Annotated in this window: 17 protein-coding genes and 3 pseudogenes; 14 read left to right on the forward strand and 6 right to left on the reverse strand. The window is 69.9% G+C overall.

What is annotated here, in order from left to right; all coding sequences use genetic code 11:
- Positions 1-35: 35 nt before the first annotated feature.
- The 4 genes and pseudogenes from OG361_RS34105 to OG361_RS34120 all read left to right on the forward strand — a co-directional run.
- Positions 36-584: a hypothetical protein gene (locus tag OG361_RS34105; protein ID WP_405859739.1), complete on the forward strand. Its 549-nt coding sequence runs from the start codon at positions 36-38 to the stop codon at positions 582-584.
- A gap of 162 nt (positions 585-746) precedes the next feature.
- Entirely contained in the window at positions 747-2,237 is a 1,491-nt protein-coding gene (locus tag OG361_RS34110) for an RHS repeat-associated core domain-containing protein (protein ID WP_405859741.1), read from the forward strand.
- A 53-nt stretch (positions 2,238-2,290) separates the two neighbouring features.
- Positions 2,291-2,635, forward strand: coding sequence for an ankyrin repeat domain-containing protein (locus OG361_RS34115; RefSeq protein WP_405859743.1), 345 nt, complete (start codon positions 2,291-2,293; stop codon positions 2,633-2,635).
- 344 nt (positions 2,636-2,979) lie between these two features.
- Positions 2,980-3,240, forward strand: a pseudogene (locus tag OG361_RS34120) (transposase); the annotation flags it as partial.
- 10 nt (positions 3,241-3,250) lie between these two features.
- Here the strand turns inward: OG361_RS34120 and OG361_RS34125 are convergent.
- Positions 3,251-4,642, reverse strand: coding sequence for a tetratricopeptide repeat protein (locus OG361_RS34125; protein WP_405859745.1), 1,392 nt, complete (start codon positions 4,640-4,642; stop codon positions 3,251-3,253).
- A 221-nt stretch (positions 4,643-4,863) separates the two neighbouring features.
- A complete protein-coding gene (locus tag OG361_RS34130; protein ID WP_405859747.1) occupies positions 4,864-5,703 on the reverse strand; it encodes a LysR family transcriptional regulator in 840 nt (279 codons plus the stop codon).
- A gap of 105 nt (positions 5,704-5,808) precedes the next feature.
- Here OG361_RS34130 and OG361_RS34135 point away from each other — a divergent pair, with 105 nt between their 5' ends.
- The 3 genes and pseudogenes from OG361_RS34135 to OG361_RS34145 all read left to right on the forward strand — a co-directional run bounded on the left by OG361_RS34135 (position 5,809) and on the right by OG361_RS34145 (position 7,456).
- Positions 5,809-6,534: an SDR family NAD(P)-dependent oxidoreductase gene (locus OG361_RS34135; protein WP_405859749.1), complete on the forward strand. Its 726-nt coding sequence runs from the start codon at positions 5,809-5,811 to the stop codon at positions 6,532-6,534.
- A gap of 234 nt (positions 6,535-6,768) precedes the next feature.
- A pseudogene (locus OG361_RS34140) lies at positions 6,769-7,044 on the forward strand (transposase); the annotation flags it as partial.
- A gap of 76 nt (positions 7,045-7,120) precedes the next feature.
- Positions 7,121-7,456, forward strand: a complete 336-nt coding sequence (locus OG361_RS34145; RefSeq protein ID WP_405862740.1) for a hypothetical protein — start codon at positions 7,121-7,123, stop codon at positions 7,454-7,456.
- 235 nt (positions 7,457-7,691) lie between these two features.
- On the opposite strand, the gene OG361_RS34150 is transcribed toward OG361_RS34145, so the two are convergent.
- Positions 7,692-8,513, reverse strand: a complete 822-nt coding sequence (locus OG361_RS34150; protein WP_405859751.1) for an isocitrate lyase/phosphoenolpyruvate mutase family protein — start codon at positions 8,511-8,513, stop codon at positions 7,692-7,694.
- Between the two features lie 148 nt (positions 8,514-8,661).
- Between OG361_RS34150 and OG361_RS34155 the strand changes: the two genes are divergently transcribed.
- The 6 genes and pseudogenes from OG361_RS34155 (at position 8,662) to OG361_RS34180 (ending at position 16,746) form a co-directional block, all read left to right on the forward strand.
- A complete protein-coding gene (locus tag OG361_RS34155) occupies positions 8,662-8,892 on the forward strand; it encodes a hypothetical protein (RefSeq protein WP_405859753.1) in 231 nt (76 codons plus the stop codon).
- 47 nt (positions 8,893-8,939) lie between these two features.
- A pseudogene (locus tag OG361_RS34160) lies at positions 8,940-9,321 on the forward strand (hypothetical protein).
- 60 nt (positions 9,322-9,381) lie between these two features.
- Entirely contained in the window at positions 9,382-9,849 is a 468-nt protein-coding gene (locus OG361_RS34165) for a hypothetical protein (RefSeq protein ID WP_405859754.1), read from the forward strand.
- A gap of 584 nt (positions 9,850-10,433) precedes the next feature.
- Positions 10,434-12,722: a M4 family metallopeptidase gene (locus tag OG361_RS34170; protein WP_405859756.1), complete on the forward strand. Its 2,289-nt coding sequence runs from the start codon at positions 10,434-10,436 to the stop codon at positions 12,720-12,722.
- Positions 12,723-13,021: 299 nt separating this feature from the next.
- Positions 13,022-15,241 carry a M4 family metallopeptidase gene (locus OG361_RS34175; RefSeq protein ID WP_405862600.1) on the forward strand — a complete coding sequence of 740 codons (2,220 nt, stop codon included), beginning with the start codon at positions 13,022-13,024 and terminating at the stop codon, positions 15,239-15,241.
- 245 nt (positions 15,242-15,486) lie between these two features.
- The gene (locus OG361_RS34180; protein WP_405859758.1) at positions 15,487-16,746 is read left to right on the forward strand and encodes a serine hydrolase domain-containing protein; all 1,260 of its coding nucleotides are present in this window, start codon (positions 15,487-15,489) and stop codon (positions 16,744-16,746) included.
- Between the two features lie 123 nt (positions 16,747-16,869).
- Here OG361_RS34180 and OG361_RS34185 read toward each other — a convergent pair whose 3' ends face one another.
- Together OG361_RS34185 and OG361_RS34190 are read right to left on the reverse strand one after the other, a co-directional pair.
- On the reverse strand, positions 16,870-17,808 hold the full coding sequence (locus OG361_RS34185) for a ketopantoate reductase family protein (RefSeq protein WP_405859760.1): 939 nt from the start codon (positions 17,806-17,808) through the stop codon (positions 16,870-16,872).
- A complete protein-coding gene (locus tag OG361_RS34190) occupies positions 17,805-18,374 on the reverse strand; it encodes a winged helix-turn-helix transcriptional regulator (RefSeq protein ID WP_405859762.1) in 570 nt (189 codons plus the stop codon). Before OG361_RS34190 ends, OG361_RS34185 begins: the two co-directional genes overlap by 4 nt.
- 80 nt (positions 18,375-18,454) lie before the next feature.
- Here OG361_RS34190 and OG361_RS34195 point away from each other — a divergent pair, with 80 nt between their 5' ends.
- Complete coding sequence (locus OG361_RS34195) at positions 18,455-19,708, forward strand: ROK family protein (RefSeq protein ID WP_405859764.1); 1,254 nt, start codon at positions 18,455-18,457, stop codon at positions 19,706-19,708.
- Between the two features lie 89 nt (positions 19,709-19,797).
- On the opposite strand, the gene OG361_RS34200 is transcribed toward OG361_RS34195, so the two are convergent.
- Positions 19,798-20,649 (reverse strand): MBL fold metallo-hydrolase, encoded by an 852-nt coding sequence (locus OG361_RS34200; protein WP_405859765.1) that lies wholly within the window; start codon positions 20,647-20,649, stop codon positions 19,798-19,800.
- Positions 20,650-20,744 lie beyond the last annotated feature (95 nt).

Raw genomic sequence — 20,744 nt, forward strand, 5'->3', positions numbered from 1 at the left:
GTCGACGGACCTTGACGATCAAGGGGGAGAGTTCCATGACCAAGTTCTCGATGCCGGGTGCGGCGGTCGCCGTCGTCGCCCTGGCCGTGCTCAGCGTTTCCTGCGGCACGACCGCCCCGGCCGACACGAAAGCCGGGAACGGCGGGAACGCCCCGGCGAGCACGACCGCCCCGGCCGACACCGCTGCGCCGGCCGACACGGCGGCACCGACCGATCAGGCGGCCTCCGACGGAGGTGCGGGTGAGACGCAGGAGTCGCCCTCGGCGCCCGGGACGGCCGGACCCGAGAAGGTCCGCGACGCCTTCGCCGGACTCCAGGCGACCCTGAGCGACTCGTGCGACGCCGACTGCGCCTACTTCCTCGGGCGCGTCTACGCCGAACTCCAGGGCATGGACCAGGCCATGAAGGCGGATCCGAAGGGACCCGGCCACTTCCCCGAGCCGATCGCGCTGATCGAGAAGCTCGACGGGGAGCTCGGCGGCGACCGTTCCTTCGAGAACCTGAACAAGCACCAGAGCCTGCTGATCGGCACGCGCGACAAGATCAACACGTGGATGCAGGACCACCCCGACGACTACCGCTGACGCACGGGGCAAGGGCCAGGCCGATTCCTGTGGATCATCGCGGGCGCGGCACAGGCCCACGCCGTCACCTCGGTCACCGCCACGGGCGGTACGACCGGCACCGACAGCTACGCCTACGACTCGACCGGCAACCTCATCAAGAAGACCCCGGCCGGCGGCGCGGTGCAGGACCTGACCTGGAACGAGGAAGGAAAGCTCAAGACCTCCACGATCTCCGGCCGGACCACGTCGTTCCTCTACGACGCCGAAGGCACCCGCATCATCAAGCGCGACCCTGCCAAGACCACCCTCTACCTCCCCGGTGGCCAGGAACTCGAACTCACTCGCAAGGCCGGCACCACCCCCGCCGCCATCTCCAACGGAACCCGCTACTACAGCGTGCCCGGCGGCTCGGTCATCCGCACCAGCAAGGACAACAGCGTCCGCATCCTGGTCTCCGACCACCACAACACCAACACTCTCTCCATCTCCGCCAGCAGCCTCGCGGTCAACCGCCGCAAGACCATGCCGTTCGGCGGACAGCGAGGAGCCGCCCCGTATTTCTGGCCCGGCACCAAGCGCTTCGTCGGTGGCGACATCGACAGCACCACAGGTTTCACTCACGTCGGCGCCCGCGAATACGACACGACTCTCGGCCAGTTCATCAGCGTCGACCCCCTCCTGGAGATCGACAAGCCCCAGACCGTCAACGGCTACGGCTACGCCGGCAACAGCCCCGTCACCTTCTCGGATCCCACTGGCACCTGCATGGACGCAGGTAACGGGCACTGCGAAGACGACACAGCCTGGACCCCCGACGACAACATCAAGGACGACGGCGGGCAGGAGACCTTCCCGTCTTCAGATGGCGGCTCCGGTTCAGATGGCACCAATTCAGGCAATTCAGGAAACGGAAATAGCTCCGGAAGCAGCTCCGGCTGCCACTACGCAATGGGCATGAACTACTGCGAGTCAGGCGGCCCTGCAGACTCCAGTGGATCAAATCCGGCACCTGGCCCTCAGGTTAATTATGGGACTGGATATCCGGTTGCTCCAGGAATGGGGCAGGGGTGCACCAGTGGGTGGCAGTGCGGGTTGGTATACACCGTCGCTTTCGCCTCCCTCGCTGTTGTTATTGCCCCGCTCTGCGCGGCGTTGCCCTCCGGATGTGCCCAGGCGGTAATTGATGAGATCATTGCCAACGAGATAGGCGCGCCGATTGCTCGTCCTGGACTAAGGGCGCCCATTTCTCCGGCTGATACCCGGGCGACGTCGGAAACCCTGCGCGCTGTCGTAGCGAACCTTCACGCAAAGAGCATTGTGAGTAAGCATAAGACGGCACTCGCAGGGGCACTCCAGTTGGATGGAGGCGAGCAGCAAGTGCTTCTGGCATCTAGCGGTGTGCACACGCCTGCAAACTTCGTGCCGATGGTTGGCGACGCTGGAAACCCGGCACGCTTCAAGGCGGTATCCACCGGGAAGAATGCTCGTCAGAATGAGACTGAGTATAAAATGCTCACGTACATCGCCAACCAGATAGGCGCTCCCTCCGACGTTCGCGGGTCGCTCGTTATGCATTCTTCGCGGCAGGCGTGCACTTCCTGCACGGGTGTACTCGGGCAATTCATGGATCAATTCCCGAATATTCGCATCACCTACACGTCGGGGCAGTAAGGTATTGGCCGTCTGCCGCCCTAGGTGGACGGCCAATGCTATAGAATTGCGTCATGCGAATGATCGATGCCCTCAACCTGGAAAACCCGTGGACCCCTGCGCATCAGGCCGTCGAAGCAAGTGATTATGAGGGGCTCACTCGACTGCTCCATGCTGGAGCAGATCCGAATGAAGTTTGTTCAGGAATGACCCTCCTTGTGCATGCGATCGATGTGGAGGGTGATGGTGCTCGGCAATCTGGAGCGCCTTTGCATTCTGCCATGACGGCAATTCTGCTTGCTTACGGCGCCGATCCTTCAATGGAGCTATCAAACGGTTTCAGCCCTCGAGGGATGGCGGAAGGGTACGCTCATGATATGGCCATTGGTCTTCTCGACCGATATGGAGACCAAAGCTAGGTAGAGGTCTACCTCGGTCATCTCGGTGGCCCATCGGTTTTTTGATGGGGCGCCGTTGGTTTTAGAGGGCATCTAATCGGCATTTACGGGATTGCATGCGAGATATCTGTTTCGATTCGCCAGGTTGGTGCAGATTCTCCGGTCAGCTCGCGGTTCATTTCGTTAGCCGTCGCCTAGTACTCCAGCAGGACTTTGGTGTCTGACCTGGGGTGATGCCGGGCGGCTGGAGTGTAGCGGGGTGGTAGCTGGTCAGGGGTGGTCTCGAAGAGACCGCCCCTCGTTCGTCCGGCCGCTGTTGCCCGAGTCGTTGCGGGGGCGGAAGCGGCTGGACGACCGCAGGGTCGGCGATCCGCACCCGGCTCCGCCGCCGTAGCATTCCGCACACGATTCCCGAGCGGGCCGACCAGGTTCGCAACCGGGCCCGGCGAGGCAGCCGCGGAGGCCGCCCGCCGACCTTCGACCGCGAGGCCTATAAACGCCGCAACGTCGTGGAACGGTGCTTCAACCGCCTGAAGCAGTGGCGCGGCATCGCCACCCGGTACGACAAGACCGTCCAGTCTTACGAAGCAGCTGTCGCCCTCGCCTCACTCCTGATGTGGGCCTGACAGGGCCGTCCTAGAAGGGCGGCTCCAGGGAGTACCCGTTCTCGCGATCAGGAACGGATGGAGTTTTCGCTTCGGCGGCCTGCTGTTTGGCGGCGCGCTGCTCGGCCACGGTGGGGTGGGCCGCAATTGCCTGGGGTGCCATTCCTTGCTTGACCAAGATTTCGAACAGGGCCTCGCGTGCCTTGATCGTGCCAAGGTCTTGCAGTTCAGCGGCGGCGCTAGCAAGGTGGCCGGCGGTACTGAGGAGGTCGGCTCTGGCGATGCGGGGGTCGGTCCACGGGGCCGGGTGGGTCTCGACCACGGCTATCGCTTCCTCGGCGCGGCCAAGTCTGGCGAGGGCGAAGGCCCGCCACCAGCACTGGAACTCCTCGTGGCCGTGGTGGGGCACGGTGAGGGGATGGTCCAGGAGGTAGAGCAGTTCCTCGGGTCGGTCGAAAAGTGGGTAGACGAGTGGGGCCAGGAGGTTGGAGCAGTCGTACAAGCTGAAACCGGGTTCGGCCACGGTGATCGCGTCATCCAGCCGGCCGTCCTGCAGCAAGACCGAGGAGAGCCAGGCCCGGTACCCCACCCAGTTGTCAGTGGCGATGGCCTCACGCATCACCGTCTCGGCCTCCTCGGCCCGGCCCCGGTCGCGGAGAGCGCCGGCGAAGATGTCCAAGACAGTGTGTGCGTGCTGTCCGGTCGCCAGCTCGCGCAGGTCGTCGAGCCGGCCGTGGCGTGCCAGCAGTTCGGCGTAGGCGGTGAGGGTGTTCTGGGTGCCAGAGCGTTCTGCGGCTATGTCGGCGCCGAGGACGCCGATCGCCTCGTCGGCGCGACCCATACGTTCCAGCATCTGGGCCTGGAGCACCAGCGCGCCCTCGTCGCTGAAATCCCGGCGGTCCTTTCCGAGGGCTCGCCGCGCGGCCTCGGCGTGCGGGGCGATCAACTTCAGTACCCGCTCGTCACGGCCTTGCCCTTCGGTGATCTCCACCAGCACCGACCGGATCCACCACCCCGGGAGATGCGGCACGAGTAGCTCGATGGCCTCATCGACGCGCCCCGCCCTGACGAGCAGCTCGGCGAAGTCCCGGCACACGTACTGCGAGGAGCAGCTCTCTTCGTCCGGGCGGACCAGATCCAGGGCTTCATCCGTTCGGCCCGCCTGCAGCAGGATGTCCGCCTTCGCCCACAGGGCCGGGCTCCACCCGACCGCGGCAAACGGCTCCATCACCTTCAGCGCCCGAACGAACCCGCCCGATCGGCACAGCTCCTGCGCCGCGCGCTCCGCGCAGAACCACTCGCCGCGCTCTTCCGCCGCCCCGATCACCAGGTCCAGGTGACCGTGCTCCAGCAGAAGATTCACCGCCCGGGGAGACAGACCACCGCAGTTCCCGGCCTGCCATGAAAGATCATCTGTGTTCACGGCTGGAAGGGTAGAAGGAACCACTGACATGCCGCCGAGGAGATGTCGACCGCTCGAATCGGCCTGCAGCGAGGCAGCAGACTCCGCCGCCCGGGCTGCCGCATGAAATTTGACGACAGAACCTGGGCCCACCTCGGAAAAGACCCCATATCGATCACGGTAGGGGGTCTTTGGCACCCACGTTTGGCACCAATCCTCTGGCTACCCGCCCTTGCCGTTGGCTAGAGGCGTGTCGCGGTGCGGACGAGGTCGGCGACGGCTTTGGATCTGCTGTGTGGTGGCCAGGCGATGACGGTCGTGACAGCGGGTGCGTCCGGCACCGGCACCGTCGCATGATCGTCGCGCAGGTGGGCTCGGAGGGACTCGGGCACGACCGCGCAGGCCCGTCCGAGCGCGATCAGCTGGAACAGCTGGGTGTGGTCGCGCACTTGCGGGCCAGGTCCGTCCGGATAGCCCCCGCCCCGTCGAGGCCAGCGTGGCAGGGGCAGGTCCGTCAGGGTGGTGACCTCGGCTATCGACATATGGGGTCGGTTGGCCAAGGGGTGTCCCGCGGGCAGGACCACGACCTGCTGTTCGGTGTGCAGGTCCTCGGTGTCGAGTCCGGCCGTCGTGTCGAAGGGCCGCTGGAGCAGAGCAACGTCGGCACGCCCGTCGCGCAGCAGCCTTTCCTGCTCGCCGGGCCCGCACAGCATCACCTCGACGGCGACCGCGCCGGGCTCGGCGGCGTAGGCGTCCAGCAGCTTCGACAACAGTTCGCTGGACGCTCCGGCTTTCGTGGCCAGCACCACGCCGGGCGGTTCGGCAGCTGCGCGGCGGGTGCGGCGCTCGGCGGCTTCGACCGCGGCGAGTGCGGCCCGGGCCTCCCGCAGAAGCACCGACCCGGCCTCGGTCAAGGCGACCGCGCGAGCAGTGCGGTGCAGCAGAACCACTCCGAGCCGCCGCTCGAGCTGCTGGATCGCCCGCGACAGCGGTGGTTGCGCCATGGCGAGCCGCTGCGCCGCCCGCCCGAAGTGCAACTCCTCCGCGACGGCGACGAAGTATCGTAGCTCCCGCGTCTCCACCGCGTCATCGTATCCGGCGCTCACCACGACCGATACCCGTGCGGTATCACCGCCCACCCAGTCGGTCTTGGACGTCCCACCCGAGTCCGCACCACGCTTGATGACATGAGTGAACAGACGATCGCGCTGGTGACCGGTGCGAACAAAGGAATCGGATACGAGATCGCGGCGGGCCTGGGCTCCCTCGGCTGGCGAATCGGCGTGGGCGCGCGGGATCAACAGCGCCGCGACACCGCGGTGGAGAAGCTGCGCGCAGCCGGGACCGACGCGTTCGGCGTTCCGCTCGACGTGGCAGACGACGCAAGTGTGGCCGCCGCGGCCGAGCTGATTGCCGACCGCGCCAGAGGGCTCGATGTCCTGGTCAACAACGCCGCGATCACCGGCGGTATGCCGCAGACGCCCACCACGGTCGATCCCGCGACCGTACGAGTCGTCGTGGAAACCAACGTGATCGGGGTCATCCGCGTCACCAACGCGATGCTGCCCATGCTGCGCGGCTCGGCATCGCCGCGGATCGTGAACATGTCCAGCAGCGTCGGCTCGCTCATCCTGCAGACCACGCCCGGCATCGACATGGGCCCGATTCCCGCTGCGTACTTGGCGTCCAAGACCTTCCTCAACGCCGTCACCGTCCAATATGCCAAGGAACTGAGCGACACCAACATCCTGATCAACTCCGGCTGTCCCGGCTTCACCGCCACCGACCTCAACGGCTTCCAGGGCGTCCGCACCCCCCACCAGGGCGCGGCGATCGCGATTCACCTCGCGACCCTGCCCGACGACGGACCGACCGGCGGATTCTTCGACGACGGTGGAACAGTGCCCTGGTGACAGGCTCACCGGCCCCTGGTAGTCCAGCTGATGTTCGTTGCTGGTGTGGTGGGAGGGGCTGGCGAGACGGGACGGCCACCGCTATTCATCGTGGTTTGTGACGTCGACGAAGAGTTCTGCGGTGGCCGTTGGCCACACTTAGACCCTGGCGGGGCCGAGAAGTTGTTCAGGGAGTTGATGGGGCGGGTGGCCGGCCGGTTCGGCCGGGTTGAGCCGCGTCGGACCGCCGAGCGGATGGTGCGCGGGCTGCTTGCCGAGCTGCCGCGTAAGAACTGCCGGACGATCGCTGAGCAGGCCGGGGACGCCTCCCCGGCGGTGATGCAGTCGTTCTTGTCGCGCGGCGCGTGGGATCACGACGGGGTCCGGGACGACGTGCGGGACATGGTCGTCGAGCATCTGGGCGGCGGCGGGACGCTGGTGCTGGACGAGACCGGGGATGTGAAGAAGGGCGTGCACACCGTCGGTGTGCAGCGGCAGTACTCCGGCACCGCCGGTCGGATCGAGAACACCCAGGTGACAGTGTGCGCGGTCTGGGCCACGCCGGCCGGGGCGGCGTTCGTGGACCGCAGGCCAACGACCGGGCTGGGTGACGGCCGACGAGGTCTATGGCAGCGACCCGATGCTGCGTGCCGGTCTGGAGCAGCACCGGATCGGCTACGTCCTGGCCACTGCACGCTCGATGCGGATCAGCATCGGCCCGGCCCGGATCCGCGTCGACGACCTGGCAGCCGGCCTGCCCGAGTACTGCTGGCAGACCCGCAGCGCCGGGGCCGGGGCCAAGGGACCGCGCTGGTATCAGTGGGCGTACCTGCACCTGGTCGCAGTGGCGACGTCACCACCAGCACACCGCCCGACGATGCCACTACCAGCGACGACAAGCAGCGCCGCTATGACGAATCTCGAACGTCAGCTGGAGTACTAGGGCGTGTGTCGAAAGTCCCGCCTGCCCGGCGGCGCCCGGCACGCACGCTCGCCGCGTTGTCGGGATCACCCCGATACATCCAGTATCGGGGCGACCCTCCGCCTTGCGATCGCACGCACCGGACACCGCCGGGCCTGCCCTTCGGGCAGACGGCGCTACTTTCAACACACGCCCTAGGCGGGGCGGTGACGGACGGACGCGGGCGGACGGGGACGGACGCCGCCCCGACCGCGTCTCAGCGTGCGGGGTCGCTCAGGAGCAGGGTGTTGAGCGTGGCGTAGTCGAAGCCTCCCCCGAGGGTCGTCGTCGTGCCCTGGGCCAGCAGTTCGAGGGCGGCCAGGCGGACGAGTCCGTAGGCCGCCTCGGCAATCGAGGATCCCGCGCTGACACGGGCGACTCCCGCGGCGGCGAGCTCGGAGACGGGGAGCGCGCCCGGGTCGGCCAGGACGTTCACCGGCAGGGGCGATCCGTCCACGAGCGCCCCGATCGACCGCGCGTCCAGCGCGCCGAGGACGAAGACGCCGTCCGCACCGGCGGCCGCGTAGGCCCGGGCGCGGGCGAGCGTCTCGTCCAGCCAGGCGGCCCGGTCGCCGGTGGGCAGCCGGTGGGTGTCGATGCGGGCGTTGAGGAAGAGCGGGACGCCCGCCTCGTCAGCGGCCCGGCGGGCGGCGGCGATCCGTCCGGCCTGCTCGTCGACAGGACGCAGACTGTCCTCCAGGTTGACGCCGACGGCCCCGGCCGCCAGGACGCCCCGCACGGTCTCGGCCACGCCCGCGGCGTCGGCCGCGTAGCCGCGCTCGATGTCGGCGGTGACCGGTACGTCGACGGCGGCCGTGATCCGGGAGAGCGCGGCCAGCGCCTGGTCGCGGCTCAGGTGATCCCCGTCGCCGTGGCCCAGCGACCAGGCGACCCCGGCGCTGGTCGTCGCGATAGCGGCCGCGCCCGCGTCCGCCACCACGCGGGCGGACGCGGCGTCCCACGCGTTGGGCAGGACCAGCGGGTTGCCGGGCACGTGCAGGGAGCGGAACAAGCGTGCCTTGTCGAGAAGTGTCGCCATGAACGCATTGCACCACGGACGCCCGACGAACGATCACCGTTTCACGTACGCCGAGCGCCAGCGGATCCGGACCGCGGTAAGGTGCGCACTTCCCGGGACGGGCGCGGACCGTGGGGGTTACCGTGGTGGAAACGACGGGGGAGGCACAGTGGTCGCTCTACTGATCCTTTTCGGGGTACTCGGCGGTGTCGGGGCGCTGTTGACGGTCACGCTGATGCGCCGCGGCGGCAGCCGCACGGAGACGGCCGAGGGCCTGCTCCAGGAGCGGGAGGCCCTGAGTCGGGCCCGCCACGACCGGGTGTCCTTCGGCGCCGCCGCGGTCCACAACTCCGTACCCACGGCGAGCGACACGTACAGCCGCCGCGAGGGCCGCCTCTAGGGCGTGTGTCGCCGATCATGTGACTGGCCCGTGCTCGGGTTGTTGACGTGGGCACGGGGCGGGGTGGTCTGGACGATGAGGAGTGGGAACGGCTGCGGCCGTTCCTGCCGGTCAGCAACAGGCGTTGTGGCAGGTGGCGTGATCACCGGCAGGTGATCGGTCGACTCCACCATCGTGCGGGCACATCAGCACGCGGCCGGAGCCCGCAGCCGGAGAAGACCGACAGCCAGGCCGCCCGCCTGCGCAGAGGCTCACGCGGCGGACGGCCACCCGTCTTCGACGAAGAGCGGTACAGGAAGCGCAACACCGTCGACCGGGCCATCAACAAGCAAGCACGCCAGAGCCGTCGCCACCGGATACGACAAACGTGGCTACGCCTACCTCGGCACCGTAACCGCGGCGGCGCCGGCCGTCTGGCTCAGGACGTGAACCGCCGCAAGACCAGACAGTAGAGTGGCCTGCCGAGATCACCCCTTCGAAAGAAGAGTCATGCCCCGCAAGACGGCGGCTGCTCTACGTCTGGACGCTGTCTGCCGGTCCCATCTTCAGGACTACCGGCGCCGGCCCTCACAGTTCTCACCCCGCACGCGTCGCCAGGTGGCCCGGTTCGAGGCCGAACGGGGTCTTCCCGTCCGGGCGCTCGAACACGCCGTCCATTGCTGGCGGGGCTTCGTGCGCCGTCCAGGATGGCCGCTCTACCTGCCCAAACCACACCTGCCCGGCTACGACATCTGGGACGACCGCCTCCTGATAGAGCAAGCCATCGGCGCTCTCGACGGACGAGCAGCCCGGGAACTCGCGTCGGTCGTCAAGGAGACCGACGCCGTCTTCCTGGCACGCACTCTGCCCGACCCTCACGCTCCAGATGTCTGGCCGTGGTGGCGTCGCAGATGCCAGGACCTGGGCGACATCATGCACGTTCCATCACAGGCGCATGATCGGCCGGACAAGTCCTAGAGGTCGTCTTCCTCTGCGCCGGCGTCCCCAACGCCGATGTCCCGGGCCTACAACGACGCCGGCTACTTCGCCCGCAACGTCCGCACCATCGAAGTCCACCGCGACCTCGTAGTAGTCCTCCGTGAACTGCTGATGTGTCTCGGGGCGGCCAACCAGCAAGACGTCGAACAGCCACTCCGCGCTGTCGCTGAAGTCGCGGTAGGGGGCGGGGGCTTCCTCGCTCGCGGTGATGGCGGGGAGGGCTGCGTGGTGGTGGGGGAGGGGGAGAGGGGGCTGGGCTGTTCCGTGGCGCCCACGCGCGCGCATTGGCCGATGGCCCTTCCCTGCTTGCCTGCGCGCTCGGGGTGATGGCCTCTGACTGCCGGTCATGCGCGACCCTGCCGCCCCAGGGAAGGGCGAGATCTAGCCATTTCATGCCTCTGGAATGCAGTGTTTACGTGAACATGGCAAGCTCTGGCCAGAGCAGGGCGTCGGACCCCACGTCAACAGGGCTTTCTTGCAACGGGGTTCACAGTGCGCTGACGTCCTGCCGCTCAAACCGGTCGGCACGCCCCCGTCCGCAACCTGGCCGGGATCGACCGGCCATGCCACAAGGAGTTCCGTTGAGACGTTCTTCCCGCAAGGCCGCTGCGGCCGGTGCGCTGATCGTGGGTGCCGCGATGGTCGCCGTCGCGCTTCCTGCCAGTGCTGCCACGGCCGGTACCACCGCCGTGGGCGGTAAGGCCGCCGGTGCCGGCCCGGCACCGCGGGCCGGTGCCCTGCCGGTCCGGCTGAGCCCGGCCGAGCACGCGGCGCTGGTGGCCGACGCGCAGGCGGCGCGTGCCACCACCGCCAAGGCCCTGGGCCTGGGCGCGAAGGAGGAGCTGCGGCCGAAGTCCGTCCTGAAGGACGCCGACGGCACACTGCACACCCGCTACGAGCGCACCTTCGCAGGGCTGCCGGTCCTGGGCGGCGACCTGGTCGTGCACACCGGGGCGAACGGCACGGCCAGGGGCGTCACCAAGAACACCCAGGCCACGATCACGGTCGCCTCCACCACCGCGGCCAAGAGCGCCGAGAGCGCCAAGTCCTTCGCGCTGGGCGAGGCGAAGGCCGAGGGTGCCAAGGACCCGAAGGCGGACTCGGTCCGCAAGGTCGTCTGGGCCGCCTCCGGCAAGCCGGTGCTGGCCTGGGAGAGCGTGGTCGGCGGTGTGCAGCACGACGGCACCCCGTCCAGGCTGCACGTGATCACCGACGCCACCACCGGGGCCGAGCTGTTCGAGTACCAGGCCGTCAACACCGGTACCGGCACTGGCCAGTACGCCGGCCAGGTCACCATCGGCACCTCGCTGTCCGGCTCGACCTACCAGCTGGACGACACCACGCGCGGCGGTCACAAGACCTACGACATGAACGACAGCACCTACAGCAGCGGCATTCTGTTCACCGACGCCGACGACGTCTGGGGCGACGGCCTGCCCTCCAACCGCCAGACCGCCGCCGTGGACGCCGCCTACGGTGCCCAGCTGACCTGGGACTACTACAAGAACGTTCATGGCCGCAACGGCATCAGGAACGACGGCGTGGCCTCCAACAGCCGCGTCCACTACGGCGACCGCTACTCGAACGCGTTCTGGGACGACTACTGCTTCTGCATGACCTACGGTGACGGAAAGGAGAACGCCAAGCCGTTCACGTCCGTCGACGTCGCGGCCCACGAGGTGACCCACGGCCTCACCTCCAACACCGCCGGCCTGGTCTACAGCGGCGAGTCCGGCGGCCTGAACGAGGCAACCTCCGACATCATCGGCACCGCCGTGGAGTTCTGGGCGAACAACCCCTCCGACCCGGGTGACTACCTGCTCGGCGAGGAGGTCGGCTACCGCGGCGCGGGCATCCCGCTGCGCTACATGGACCAGCCGTCCAAGGACGGCAAGGGCGCCGACTCCTGGTACTCCGGCGTCGGCGGCATCGACGTCCACTACTCGTCCGGCATAGGCAACCACTGGTTCTACCTGGCCTCCGAGGGCAGCGGGAGCAAGGTCCTCGGCGGCGTGAGCTACAGCAGCCCCACCTCCGACGGCCTGGCGGTCGACCCGGTCGGCCGCGACGCGGCGGCCAAGATCTGGTACCGGGCGCTGACCACCTACATGACCTCCTCCACCAACTACGCCGGTGCCCGCACCGCCACCCTCCAGGCCGCCGCCGACCTGTACGGCAACGGCAGCGCCACCTACGACAACGTCGCCAACGCCTGGGCCGCCGTCAACGTCGGCAGCCGGGCCGACGGCGTGAAGCTGACCAACCCGCCCGCCCAGAACACCCTGGTCAACACCGCAGCCAGCCTTCAGTTCCAGGCCAGCGGCGCTCCCCGGAAGAGCAAGCTGACCTACTCGGCCACCGGCCTGCCCGCCGGGCTGTCGATCAACGCCTCCACCGGCCTGATCTCCGGCACCCCGACCGCGCCGGGCACCGTCAACGTCACCGTCACCGTCACCGACTCCACCGGCGGCGCCGCCACCGCGCGCCTCACCTGGAGCGTCCTTCGCTTCACCGGTGGCAACACCACCGACGTGACGATCACGGACAACGGCCCCGCGGTGTACTCCCCGATCACCGTCACCGGGGTCTCCGGCAACGCGTCGGCCGCCGTCAAGGTCGACGTCGACATCAAGCACTCCCTGCAAGGGGAGTTGCAGGTGGACCTGGTCGCCCCCGACGGCACGGCCTACCGGCTGAAGGACGCCGACTTCTACTCGGGAACCGGCAACCTGATCAAGACCTACATCGTGGATGTCTCCAGCGAGGTCGCCAACGGCACCTGGAAGCTCCAGGTCGAAGACACGATCCTCGGCGACGTCGGCTACATCGACAGCTGGAAGCTGACCTTCTGATCCCTCTCGCCTCCACCGCAGGCCCCACGCACAAGGGGGCCCGCCAGCCTGGCGAGGGCCCGCACCCGCACCAGCCACTTCGCAGTACTTCGCCCCGCCGACCCGGTCGGCGGGGCGAAGTAACAGGGCGCGAACCGACCAACACCGTTGCCTGGCGGCTGCCGTGCCGTCCGAAGCAAGGAACGCGCCCTGAATTCGTCCGTCTCTCCCCCACAGTTCATCACGCACCACAAGGAGTTCCGTTGATAAGAACCGCCCGCAAGGCCGCCACCGCGGGTGCGCTGCTCGCCGGCGCCGCGATGGTCGCCGCCGCGCTCCCCACCGGCACCGCCGCCGCCGGCACCCCGGCCCAGGCTCCCGCCGCGCAGGCCCGCGCCGGCGCACTCCAGGTCCGGCTGAGCCCGGCCGAGCACGCGGCGCTGGTGGCCGACGCGCAGGCGGCGCGTGCCACCACCGCCAAGGCCCTGGCCCTGGGCGCGAAGGAGGAGCTGCGGCCGAAGTCCGTCCTGAAGGACGCCGACGGCGCGCTGCACACCCGCTACGAGCGCACCTTCGCGGGGCTGCCGGTCCTGGGCGGCGACCTGGTCGTGCACACGGGGGCGGACGGCACGGTCAGGGGCGCGGACAAGGCCGCCAAGGCCACCATCACGGTCGCCTCCACCACCGCGGCCAAGAGCGCCGAGAGCGCGAAGTCCTTCGCGCTGGGACGGGCCAAGGCCAAGAAGGCCAAGACGGCCAAGGTCGACTCGGTCCGCAAGGTGGTCTGGGCCGCCTCCGGCAGCCCGGTGCTGGCCTGGGAGACCGTGGTCGGCGGCACCCAGCAGGACGGCACCCCGAGCCGGCTGCACGTGATCACCGACGCCACCACCGGCAAGAAGCTCTTCGAGTTCCAGGCCGTGGAGAACGGCGTCGGCAACAGCCAGTACAGCGGCCAGGTCACCATCGGCACCGCCAAGTCCGGCGGCAAGTTCACCCTGACCGACAACACCCGTGGTGGTCACAAGACCTACGACATCAACCACTCCAACGACTACCTTGCTCCCAGCACGCTGATCAGCAGCACCAAGGACATCTTCGGCAACGGTCTGCCCAGCAACGTGCAGACCGCCGGTGTGGACGTGCACTACGGCTCCCAGGTCACCTGGGACTACTACAAGAACGTCCACGGCCGCAACGGCGTCCGCAACGACGGCGTCGCTCACCGCAGCCACGTCCACTTCGACAACAACTACACCAACGCCTTCTGGATGGACAGCTGCTTCTGCGCCTTCTACGGCGACGGCGCGAACAACCTCAAGCCGCTGACCCAGCTCGATGTGGCCGCGCACGAGATGACGCACGGCATCACCGCCAGCACCGCGGGCCTGAACTACAGCAGCGAGTCCGGCGGCCTGAACGAGGCCACCTCCGACATCATGTCGGCGGCGGTGGAGTTCTGGGCCGACAACCCGAACGATCCCGGTGACTACCTGGTCGCCGAAGATTCCGACGTCTTCGGTGACGGCACCCCGGGACGTTACATGGACAAGCCCTCCAAGGACGGCTTCGCCGCCGACTACTGGTACCCCGGTCTGGGCAGCCTCGACGTGCACGACTCCTCCGGCGTGGGCAACCACTGGTTCTACCTGGCCTCCGAGGGCAGCGGCGCCAAGACCGTCAACGGTGTGAACTACGACTCCCCGACCTACGACGGGGTGCCGGTCACCGCGATCGGCCGGGATGCCGCCACGAAGATCTGGTACCGCGCGCTGACCGTCTACATGACCTCCAGCACCGACTACGCCGGCGCCCGCACGGCCACCCTGAAGGCCGCCGTCGACCTGTACGGGCTGGGCAGCACCACCCACCTCAACACCGCCGCCGCCTGGGCCGGCGTCAACGTCGGCACCCGCATCAGCGGCGCCCTGATCGCCGGCCTGAGCGACCAGAACACGGTGCTCAGCACGGCCGTCGGCCTCCAGGTCCAGGCCACCAGCACCAACCCGGGCGCGCTGACCTACTCGGCCACCGGCCTGCCGGCCGGCCTGTCGATCAACGCCTCCACCGGCCTGATCTCCGGCACCGCCACCGCCGCGACCACCAGCCCGGTCACGATCACGGTCACCGACTCTGCCGCCTCCACCGCCACCACCAGCTTCACCTGGCGCGTCCGCCCCTACGTCAACGTCTTCACCAACACCACCGACGTGGCGATCCCGGACGCCTCCTCCTACAACGGCCCCTCGGCCTACTCCAACATCACTGTCACCGGGATCCCCGGAAACGCCCCCGCAGACCTCCAGGTCAGCGTCGACATCAAGCACCCGTACAGGGCCGAGCTGGTCATCAGCCTGATCGCCCCGGACGGCACGGAGTACGAGCTGCAGCCGTACACCAACTACCTCACCGGCCCCTACACGCCCACCACCTACACGGTGAACGCCTCCAGTGAGGTCGCGGGCGGCACCTGGAAGCTCAAGGTCCAAGACTGGATCCACGGCGACGCCGGCTACATCAACAGCTTCAAGCTGACCTTCTGACAAGTCCGGTCGGCGAGTCGGCAGATTCGTAGCACGCAGATCGAGGAGGAGGGACGGGTCGCCCGTCCCTCCTCTCACACCAGCACCGGAGATGCGGGCCACGCGTCTCGCCGACGAGCTTTTGTGGGACGCCCCCTGGCGAGACGGCCGAACGGCGTCACGCGCCTGCCCCACATGGGCGCGTCCGGCCCCGCCAGCGGAGTGTTCGGACGGGATGCCGCCGGTCCTCCGGACATAGTGCGGCCATGACACGCACCTCCTCCCGTACGCTTCCGCGTTCTCGCGCGGGCGCCCGCCGGGCACTCCTCTGCGCCGCCCTCCTCGCCGTCACCGTCCAGACGACCGCCCTCGCGCCCGCGTTCGCCGACGGCCCCGGGGGCCCCGGCGGCCGTGGCGGACGCGACTGCGTGCGGACCGAGCGCCCCCTCGACGACCGGGCCCGTCAGGTCCTGGCCATCACCCGCAAGGCCAAGGACGAGCTCCGGCTGAAGGCCGTGCAGCTGCGGGTCACCGTCGACGGGCACGAGGTCGTCACCGACGCGCTCGGCGAGTCCATGACCGGTGTCCCGGCCGAGCCGGACATGCACTTCCGCGCCGGCTCCGTCGCCTTCGCCCACATCGGGACGGCCCTCCTCCAGCTGGTCGAGGAGGGGAAGGTGAGCCTCGACGACACCGTGGAGCGCTGGCTGCCCGACCTGCCCAAGGCCGACAGGATCACCCTGCGGATGCTGGCCACCAACACCACCGGGCTCCACGACTACGTCACGGACCCGGCCTTCGGCGCCGAACTGGAGGCCCACCCGTTCCGCGCGTGGACCCCGGAGGAGCTCGTCGCCTACCCGCTCCGCCACTCGTTCTGGTACGAGCCGGGCACGAACTGGAGCTACTCCCACGCCAACTACGTGCTCCTGATCGCCGCGCTGGAGAAGATCACCGGCGTCCGGATCGACACGTTCGTGAAGGAACGGGTCACCGGCCCCCTCGGGCTCCGCGACACGCGGAACAACTTCACCCCCGAGATCCCGCGCCCCGCCCTGCATGCCTTCACCTCGGACCGCGGCCTCTACGAGGAGTCCACCTTCTGGAACCCCTCGTGGACCACCGCGCCCGGCGCCGTCATCACCACCCACATCTGTGACCTGGCCGGGTCGGCCCGGGCCATCGGCAGCGGCGAACTCCTCTCGCCCCGCTCCTACCGCACCCTCCTCGACCCGGGCACGGTCGGCCTCGGCGGCGCGACCGCGAAGTGCCCCGCCTCCATCTGCCTGAAGCAGACCGAGGCGAAGCACTTCGGCTTCGGCGTCATCGTGATCAACGGCTGGGTGCTCCAGAACCCGTCGTTCTCGGGGTACGCGGCGATCCAGGCGTACCTCCCGTCCGAGCGTCTCGCCATCGCGGTCTCCGCCACCAAGACCGCGACCACGCCCGACGGCAACATGGCCCAGGAGATCGCCAAGCGCATCGCGGCCGATCTCGCCCCGGGCACGCCGCTGGACATCTTCTGACCCACGGGCGGCCCACCGGCTGACCCACCAGCTGCCCACGGGCCGATCCATCGGACGGCCCACCGGCCCACCCGCCCACCGGCAGATCCACCGCGCGCGACCCGAGGCCGACGCGGTCGCTCGTCAGGCTCCGGCGGCCGCCGTAGCGGTGGCCCGGCGCTGGTGGATCCGCAGGTGCAGGGTCGCCAGGTCGAGCAGCGGGGTCGCCACACCGAAGTCGCGCGCACGGGCGGTCAGGTCGCCGAAGAGGTGCTCGACCTCGGTGGGTCGCCCCGCCGTCAGATCGCGGTAGAGCGACGGGACCATCGGCGAGCCGGACGCGGAGACCACGGCGAGCGTCGCCGCCCGCTCCGCCTCCGGTACGGGGTGACCCGCCGCGGCGGCGACCGCGGCGGCCTCGTCGAGCACCGCCGGGCCCAGACCGGAACCGCCCGGGGCGTCGTACACCTCGCCGACCGTGCCGCGCATCAGGCTCGTGACGGCGCCGAAGGTCGTGATGAAGACCCACTTGTGCCACATCGCGGTCAAGACCCGCTCCGGCACCGGCGCGTCGATCCCCGCCCCTTCGAGGACGGCCCGGATCTTCTCCACGCGGGGGGAGACCGTGCCGTCCTGCTCGCCGAAGGCCAGGTGGGCGAGCGGGGCCAGTCGGCGGATGTCCCCCGAGTCGTCGAGGGCGGTGACCACCTTGGCGACACCGCCGAGGACGGCCGCCGCACCGAAGCGGGTGTTGAGGGCGTCGATGTGGGCGAGGCCGTTGAGGAGCGGGACGACGGCGGTGTCGGGGCCGACGGCCGGCGCGATGTCCTCGACGGCCCGGTCGAGCCCGGTGGACTTCACCGAGAGCAGGACGAGGTCGTACGGGCCGGTCAGCTCGTCGGCCGTGACGAGCCGCGGCGTGAGGACCCACTCCTCGTCCCGGCCGACGACCCGCAGCCCGCGCTCGCGCAGCACGGCGGCCCGGGCCGGGCGGACCAGGAAGGTGACGTCCTGTCCGGCCCGGGCGAGCAGGGCACCGAAGTAGCCACCGGTGGCACCGGCTCCGACGACCAGGATCTTCATCGTTGGGGACCTCTCGTGGGGCGCCCCTGGGGCGCGGTGGTGAGCAGGGGGGTGAGCAGCCGGTGCGGGCGGGCGAGCGCCGCCGTCACCGGGTCGGCGTCCTCGGCCGGGGGTGGGAGCCCCGGGCCGGGGGTGACCAGGACGTCTCCGACGGGCACGGTCGCGCCGCAGCCGGTGCAGCGCCCCTCCGGGCCGATCGGGGCCTCGTCCGCGGCGTGCCGGAAGACGCGACGCGGGCCGCCCTCGGCCGCGTAGAACTCCTCGCCCCAGGCGGTGAGCGCGCGGACGGCCGGCCAGAGGGCGATCCCCTTGGGCGTCAGGGCGTAGACCTCGCGCCGGCCGGTACCGGTCTCCGGCCGGCGGTCCAGGACCCCGGCCCCGACGAGCGTGGCGAGCCGGTCCGTGAGGACGGCACGGGGGACCGCGAGATGCGCCGCGAACTCCCCGAACCTGCGGACCCCGTAGAAGGCGTCCCGCAGGATGAGCAGCGTCCAGCGCTCGCCGACGATCTCCATCGAGCGGGAGAGGGCGCAGGTCTGGCCGCGGTAGTCGCGCGGAAGCGTCATGGGGGGAGGCTAGCGCAGAAGAGTTCGGTCACCGAACTGTTTTCGGGTGAGCGAAAGGGCCGACTAGGCTCTCGCTCACCATGAACCAGCCCACGGAACCCAAGGCCGACAAGTCGGGAGTGCGCCGGCACAACCTGAGCCTCGTCCTGCGGACCGTCCACGAGGCGGGCGAGACGACCCGGGCCGCCGTCGCGGCCCGCGTCGGACTCACCCGGCCCGCCGTCTCCTCGCTCGTCGAGCAACTCCTCGACCTGGGTTTCCTCGTCGAGTCGGGCAAGACGTTCAGCGGCCAGGCGGGGCGGCCGGGCACCGTACTGAAACCGGCGGACACCGGCGCCGCCGGGCTCGGCGTCGAGATCAACATCGACTACGTGACGGTCTGCGTCGTCGACCTGACCGGCACCGACCGCGTCCGGCGCACCGAACGGCTCGACAACCGGGCGGCCGACGCCGCCGAGGTCCTGGACCGGGCCGCCCGCATCGCCGCGGAGTCGCTCGACGCGGCGGCCGGACGGGGGCTGGCACCGGCCGGAGCGGGGCTCGCCCTCCCCGGACTCGTCTGCGACGGCACGGTCCGGCAGGCCCCCAATCTCGGCTGGAACGAGGTCGCCGCCGAACGCCTCTTCGGAGAGGCCCTCGCCGCGCGGCGCCCCGGTACCGGCGGACCGGCCGGCCTTGCCCTGACCTCCGACAACGAGGCCAACATGGCGGCCCTCGCCGAGCTGTGGTTCGGCACCCTCGGGGACCTCCGCACCTTTCTGCACCTGACGGGCGAGATCGGCGTCGGCGGCGCGATCGTCGTCCACGGCGAACTCCTGCGCGGCGCGCACGGCTTCGCCGGCGAGATCGGCCACATGGTCGTCGACGCCGAGGGCCACCGCTGCCGCTGCGGATCGCGCGGCTGCCTGGAGCAGTACGCGGGCCAGGCCGCGCTGCTGCGGGCGTCGGCGGCGACCGACGTCGCGGAGCTCGTCCACCGGGCCGAGTCGGGCGAACCCCGCGCCCTCGCCGCGCTCGCCGAGGCGGGGCGCATGCTCGGCCGCGCACTGTCGGGCGCCGTCAACCTCCTCGACCCCGAGGCCGTCGTCCTCGGCGGCATCTACCCGCGCCTGATGTCCTGGCTCGCCCCGGCCGTGGCGGAGGAGCTCTCCGCCCGCGTGGTCTCCGGCCTCTGGACCCCGGACGCCGCCCGCCTGCGCCCCGCCTCCCCGGCCACCGACGCCGCGCGCGGCGCGGCGGCCCTCGTCCTCCACGACGTCCTGGCCGACCCACTGGCGTACGCCACGACGACGGCCGGATCCACGACGACGGGCACTACGGCGACGGGTGCCTGACGCCGCCGGGGGCTACGGCGACCGGATCTACGGCGGCCGGCACTACGGCGTCGGGCGCCTGACACCGCCGGGCACTACGTCGCCGGGCGCTACGAAGGCAGTCGCCTGACGCCGCCGGGCAGCCGAAGCGCGTCCGGCGGTTCGACGAACGGCCGGGTCAGGTGGGCCGTCGCGAGCACCGCCCCGCTCTCGACGGCCCGTGCGAGCAGCTCCTCGCGGGAGGCCCGCGCCGCGGCCGGGTCGCGCTCGTGGGCGTAGGCGACGGCCGGATTGGCGAGCTGTACGGCGTGCACGAGGAGGTCGCCGGTGACCAGGACGTCCCGGCCGCCGGGGCGTCCGACGAGTACGGACTGATGGCCGGGGGTGTGCCCCGGCGTGGGCAGCAGGGTGACCCCGGGGCGCAGCCGGTGCTCGCCGTCGACCTCGTGCAACTGCCCGGCTTCCCGTAGGGGTTCCACGACCCAGGACCACACGGGGTCCGCCCGGTCGAGCGCGGCGGTCTCCGCGCGCTGGACGACGTACCGGGCCTGCGGGAAGAAGGGCCGTCCGGCGGCGTCGGCGGCCCAGCCGGTGTGGTCCTCGTGCAGATGCGTCAGGACCACGGTGTGGACGTCCGCCCGGTCGATCCCGGCATCCGCGAGCACGTCGGGCAGTCGACCCGGTACGGGACACCAGGGCGCCCCCGGGCCCTCGGCGGGCCCCACCCCGGCATCGACGAGGGTCCAGCCCGCGCCGTCCGGGTCGGCGACCGCGAAGCAGCGGAAGTCCAGCCGCCAGGCTCCTTCCGGACCGACCGCCCCGGGGTCCAGGGCGGCGGCCTCCGCCCAGTCCGCCGCGACCGCCCCCGGGAACGCGTCCCGCGCCGCCTTGAAGAACAACCCGGTGGCGTCGAGCAGCGCCGTCACCGGGCCCCGCCGCACCGTTCCCCCTGTACCGGTCATGGCGCAGACTCTGCCATCGCGAGGGCTCCGCCCGCCGGGAAAGCGGAAAGCCGCTGACGAGGTGACGGGCTCTCATCCCGCTCTCACGCGGGCCT

The organism is Streptomyces sp. NBC_00090 (assembly GCF_045160815.1).
Lineage (GTDB): Bacteria > Actinomycetota > Actinomycetes > Streptomycetales > Streptomycetaceae > Streptomyces.